General features: G+C 68.1%; 5 protein-coding genes. 2 read left to right on the forward strand and 3 right to left on the reverse strand.

Annotated elements, in window-relative coordinates:
• Positions 1-270: 270 nt before the first annotated feature.
• The 3 genes from QP997_RS09560 to QP997_RS09570 are packed head-to-tail and all read right to left on the reverse strand — an operon-like array spanning position 271 to position 2632.
• Positions 271-1002, reverse strand: coding sequence for an ABC transporter permease (locus tag QP997_RS09560; RefSeq protein WP_066513013.1), 732 nt, complete (start codon positions 1000-1002; stop codon positions 271-273).
• A complete protein-coding gene (locus QP997_RS09565) occupies positions 999-1925 on the reverse strand; it encodes an ATP-binding cassette domain-containing protein (protein ID WP_011867677.1) in 927 nt (308 codons plus the stop codon). Before QP997_RS09565 ends, QP997_RS09560 begins: the two co-directional genes overlap by 4 nt.
• Positions 1922-2632, reverse strand: coding sequence for a phosphatase PAP2 family protein (locus QP997_RS09570; RefSeq protein ID WP_080972059.1), 711 nt, complete (start codon positions 2630-2632; stop codon positions 1922-1924). Before QP997_RS09570 ends, QP997_RS09565 begins: the two co-directional genes overlap by 4 nt.
• 143 nt (positions 2633-2775) lie before the next feature.
• Here QP997_RS09570 and QP997_RS09575 point away from each other — a divergent pair, with 143 nt between their 5' ends.
• On the forward strand, positions 2776-4167 hold the full coding sequence (locus QP997_RS09575) for a sensor histidine kinase (protein ID WP_168167009.1): 1392 nt from the start codon (positions 2776-2778) through the stop codon (positions 4165-4167).
• Positions 4164-4829, forward strand: a complete 666-nt coding sequence (locus QP997_RS09580) for a response regulator (RefSeq protein ID WP_011867674.1) — start codon at positions 4164-4166, stop codon at positions 4827-4829. Before QP997_RS09575 ends, QP997_RS09580 begins: the two co-directional genes overlap by 4 nt.
• Positions 4830-4977: the final 148 nt, after the last annotated feature.

The raw sequence follows: 4977 nt of genomic DNA on the forward strand, positions 1-4977 counted from the left end.
CAACACAGGAACATAGCGTTGATCACACAATAAAAACGGAGCTTTCTTGGCTCCCGCCCCAAGTTGCAACAGCACCTTCAACTGCCTCTGTCTAGTCTAGATGTAGTTGAACGGGTTTGTGAACACCCACTCGGCGAAATGCTCGCGATCGGCTCCTCCGGACCACTGTTCACATCAACGACCGTTTGTTGAACGGCGGTGTGAGTCAGCCCCAGCCCTGCGACGCCACGAACCGTCTTGGGCGGCGGATGCGAGGCGCAGGCCTGCCCATCACGCCGAGTCCCGTCGGACATGGGCACATAGCCCCGCGCCCGCCAGGCCGAGTGCCGGTACGAGAAGCGCGACGGCAGGAGGCCACACGGACATGCCTGCAGGGGCCTCTCCAAGTGCCTGGGCGAGGAGCATGTGGCTGGCGTTGAACGGCAGCCACGGCGTGATCGCCTCGAGCATCGGGACCATGGACGCGAGCTGTTCGATCAGGAGCATCCACGTGATCGGCGCGGCGACGGACACCGCGACGGAGCGCGTGAGGACGGCAAGCGCCGTCGCCATCGTCGCCCACAGGAGAACGACGAGGAGGTAGGCCGCGAGGTAGGCCCACCCTCGCGGCGACATGGCCAGCCCGTCGGGATAGAACGTCGCCGCGACGAGCGCGAGGCCGATGCCGACGACGTACGCGAATGCGAGGAACGCCCACTGGACCGCTGCCTGTGCCACCAACGAGGCCCATCGACTCTTCTGCGTGAGGAAGGACAGCGCCGTCGACCCCGCATTGATCTCGGTCGCGGTGTGTGTGCCGGCGAACACGATGGCCAGCACATGGAAGATGCTCACGCACTTGCCCAGATCACCGGCGTCGATCGGCCCTCGATAGGCCGGGTCGTAGACGATGCCCATCAGGACGATGGGGCCGACGCAGCAGCCGATCAGCAGCGCAGCGAAGATGCCTGTGGAGCGCACGGTGAGCAGTCGGCGCACCTCAGCTGTCAATGCTCGTGTCATCGCTCGGGCCTTTCTTTGCCATGTTCGGCTTCGGATGATCGGTCGGTGAGGCGGAGGAATTCCTCTTCCAGCCGGATCGGCTTGTCCGTCAGGGCAGTGATGAGCACGTCGAGGTCTCGGCAGGTCCGCGAGAGCGTGAGCGCGTCGGGGACCGTCTCGTCGAATGTCACGCAGAGTCCCTCGGGCAGTGCGGTTACGGGGACCCGCAGTCCGCGCAGAGCCTGCTCGACGCGTTCGTCGTCGTCGGTGCGGAGGAGCGCTTGGCGGCTGCGCGCGTGCAGAAGATCGGCGACGTCCCACTGGCCGAGCAAGCGGCCGTTGTCGATGACGACGAGGCGGTCGGCGAGGGTCTCCATCTCGCCGAGCAGGTGGGAGGAGACAAGGACGGCGTGGCCGCTCGCGGCGGCATCGCGCAGGAAGGCGCGCATCCACTCCATCCCCTGCGGGTCGAGGCCATTCATCGGCTCGTCGAGGACGATGTTGCGCGGTCTGCCCAGCAGGGCGGCCGCGAGCCCCAGGCGCTGCTTCATCCCGAGCGAGTAGCCGCCGATCCTGCGATGAGCTGCCTGGGTCAACGCGACGGCCTCGAGTACCTCCCAGGCGCGGCGGTCGGGTAGGCCGGCAGAAGCAGCGATGGTCGTCAGGTGCGCCAGTCCGGTCCGGCCGGGGTGGAACCAGGAGGCGTCGAGGACGGCTCCGACGACCTCGGCCGGCCTCGTCTGGGCGGTCAGCGGGAGCCCGTCGATGAGCACGGTTCCGGTGGTGGGCTTGTGGAGCCCGAGGAGGCATCGCATGGTCGTGGACTTGCCGGCTCCGTTCGGGCCTAGGAACCCGGTGATGGATCCGTCGGGGACCGTGAAGCTCAATCCTTCAACAACGGTCACCTGGCCGTAGCGCTTCGAGAGACGGTCGACCTCGATCATGCGCGCCCGCCCTGGGACCGGCTGGCCGAATCCGGATGGCCGTCCCGTCCGCCAGTCAGACGCCGGTCCAGCACCGGCGACGCCGCGGCGACGACGGCCGCGACGACGAGGGCACCGAGCGCGAGACCGGAGAGCACGTCGTGGACGTAGTGGACTCCGGCGGCCACTCGAGAGGCGGCGATCGCCAGCGCGAGAGGCAACGCGAACCAGGCGAGGCGGGGGACGACGAGGATGCAGGCGGTGGCGAAGGCAGCGGCCAGGACGGCGTGATTCGACGGCCACGACCAGTCCCCGCTCCCGGGGCAGCTGAGCACAGTGGCAGTGTCGACGACGCTGCAGGGCCGCGGCTCCTCGACCAGCAGCTTGACGGCCTCGCTCAATCCGTAGGCCGTGATCACGCCGAGTCCAGCCAGCGCCAGGAGCCAGAACCGCCGGCGCTCGCGCAGCCAGCACCAGAGAGCGAGGACGCCGGCGGTCGCCACGAGGGCAAGCAGACCGAATTCGGCCACGGATCCCACCGCCGAGGCCAGTGCCGAGCCCTCGGCGAGACCGGCGACAGCGGTGAAGAGGCGCTCACGCACCGGATACGTCGCGAGAGCGAGGGCAGCAAGAGCTGCGACGGCAATCAACAGCGCGGGCCACGGCACGGGGCGGGACGAGGATCTGCGCGACGTCGAAAGCGTGCGCGTCGAAGTTTCGTGAGTCATGAAATCCACGCTATGGACGCGGTTCGGCCTCAGAATCTGCCATGCGGGGCGACTCGTCTATGCCCACGGTCATACCGGCGAGGTGCTGCGCACGCCCGATCGAGGGAGGCGGCGAGCCCACGGTCCCCGGTAGAATGGAGCGCATGACCCTAATTGATCGTCCGTCTGCGCGCCGGAGCGTCGACGCGCTAACGGCGATCGGTTTCGGGGTGCTGGCCTCCGCGCCGGAGCCGGGCCTCTTCATGGCCCTGCTCACCGGCATCGCCGCGATCGCAATCGGGCTCTGGTCCAGGGGTCCGCGCGCGGGCCTGGGAGGACTGGCAGTGCTGGTCGTCGTGAGCATGGCCCGGGCCACGTGGCTCGACGGGCACTGGCTCTACGTCGCGGAGGAGTTTCCCCCGGCGCTCATGCGCGCTGGTGTGCCCTGGCTGATCGGTCTCGCCGTGCGCCAGTACATCGTCCTCGGGCGGAGGGCAGACCGCGAGCGAGAGCTGCGGCAGGTCCAGCGCCTGGCCGAGCTCAAGGAGCGCGCCACCGCCGACCGGCTCGCCCTCGCGCAGTCGCTGCACGACGACCTCGGCCACTCGTTGAGCCTCGTCGCGCTCAATCTCGGACGGCTCGAGATCGACCCGGCACTGCCCGAGAGCGCCCGCACCTCGCTCTTACACGCCCGCAACGACCTCGCCCACGCGGTCGAACGCCTGGGGGACTCCGTCTCCGACCTCAGATCCGGCGCTCCCGTGCTGCCAATGGGCGCAGCATCTGTCGATGCACTGCTGGCCCGGGCCCGCGCAGCCGGTGCGCGCATCACCGTGCAAGGACTGCCGGAACCCAGGCGGCTGCAGGACTTCGGAGGCGAGCAGGTCACGAGGGTCCTACAAGAAGCGATCACGAACGCAAGCAGGCACGCTCCCGGCACCCCGATCGACATCACCGCTGCCGACGTCGGTGCCGAGCTGCGTCTGAAGATCGAGAACGCCCTCGGCGAGACTCCTGCCGACGCGCACACAGCGGGCACGGGCCTGAGCACTTTGGAAAGTGAGCTCCGCGCCCACGGCGGAGAACTCGCCGCGGAGAAGACGGACAGTGCGTTCGTCCTCTCTGCGGTCCTCCCGACTCGCCGTCAGGAGCAGAGCACGCACGATGATCGCGCTGTGGAGGCGACGAGAGACGTCGATGAGAGCTCGACCGGCAGAACGAAGCTCCGCCAGCGACTGATTCTCGCCTCGACCGCGGCGATCGTCGTCGTCGGGCTCGCAGCGGTCGAGGCGCTGACGGTGGTGCAGAACCACCGCGCGCTGCTGTCGGCAGGGGCCTTCTCAAGCATCAGCGTCGGAGACGCGCGGGCGGAGACCGAGCGGATCCTGCCCGGCCACGAGCTGCCGGCCAGGCGGGGCGAGAACCGACCGGACGACTGCCACGACTACGCCGTGACCGCGAACACCTTTGACGACGCTGCCGGGGACGTGTACCGGATCTGCTTCGCGCAGGACGAGGTCTCCAGCACCGAGTACATCGCAGGAGGACAACGATGACAGCGACCGAGGCCCCGGTCAGAGTCCTGGTCGCCGACGACGACCCCCTCGTGAGGACCGGCATCGTCGGGATCCTCGACACCGATCCCGCCATCGAGGTCGTAGCCCAGGCCGCCGACGGAGCAGAGGCCCTGCGCAAGATCGACGCGCACCGTCTCGACGTCGCCCTCTTCGACATCCAGATGCCCGGGATGAGCGGACTCGACGCGCTGCAACGGCTCCGCTCCGACGGGAGCGCGCTCCCCTGCCTGTTCGTCACCACGTTCGGGGAGGACGACTACATCGCCGAGGCCATCCGGCTCGACGCAGACGGGTTTGTCCTCAAGTCCGGCGATCCGCGCCAGCTGATCGCCGGTGTGCACGCCGTCGCCGGTCGCGGAGCGTTCTTCTCGCCCTCGGTCGCCCGGCGTCTGCTCGACTCCGGCGTCTCGACGACGTACACCCAGTACGCGAGCGCCGTCGAACGCTTCGAACGCCTCACGGCTCGCGAGCGAGAGATTCTGATCCGGCTCAGCCAAGGAGAGACGAACGCTGAGATCGCGAAAGCGCTGCACCTCGCTCCCGGCACCGTCAAGGTGCACGTTTCCGCGATCCTGCGGAAGACTGAAGCGCGCAACCGCGTAGAAGCAGCCCTCATCGCCCTTCGCGCCGGACGAGCCTAGATCTTCTCGGGACGACGACGATCAGGCTTCGTCGTGCCGGAGCTTCGGAACGTCCGCGACGAGACCTTCGATGGTGCTGTTGCAAAGTTGGGGCAGTAGGAAGACCGGCGTGGAATAATCAGGTCCATGGGCATCTTCTCCGGTCGGC

The organism is Corynebacterium sp. MSK039 (assembly GCF_030232315.1).
GTDB lineage: Bacteria > Actinomycetota > Actinomycetes > Mycobacteriales > Mycobacteriaceae > Corynebacterium.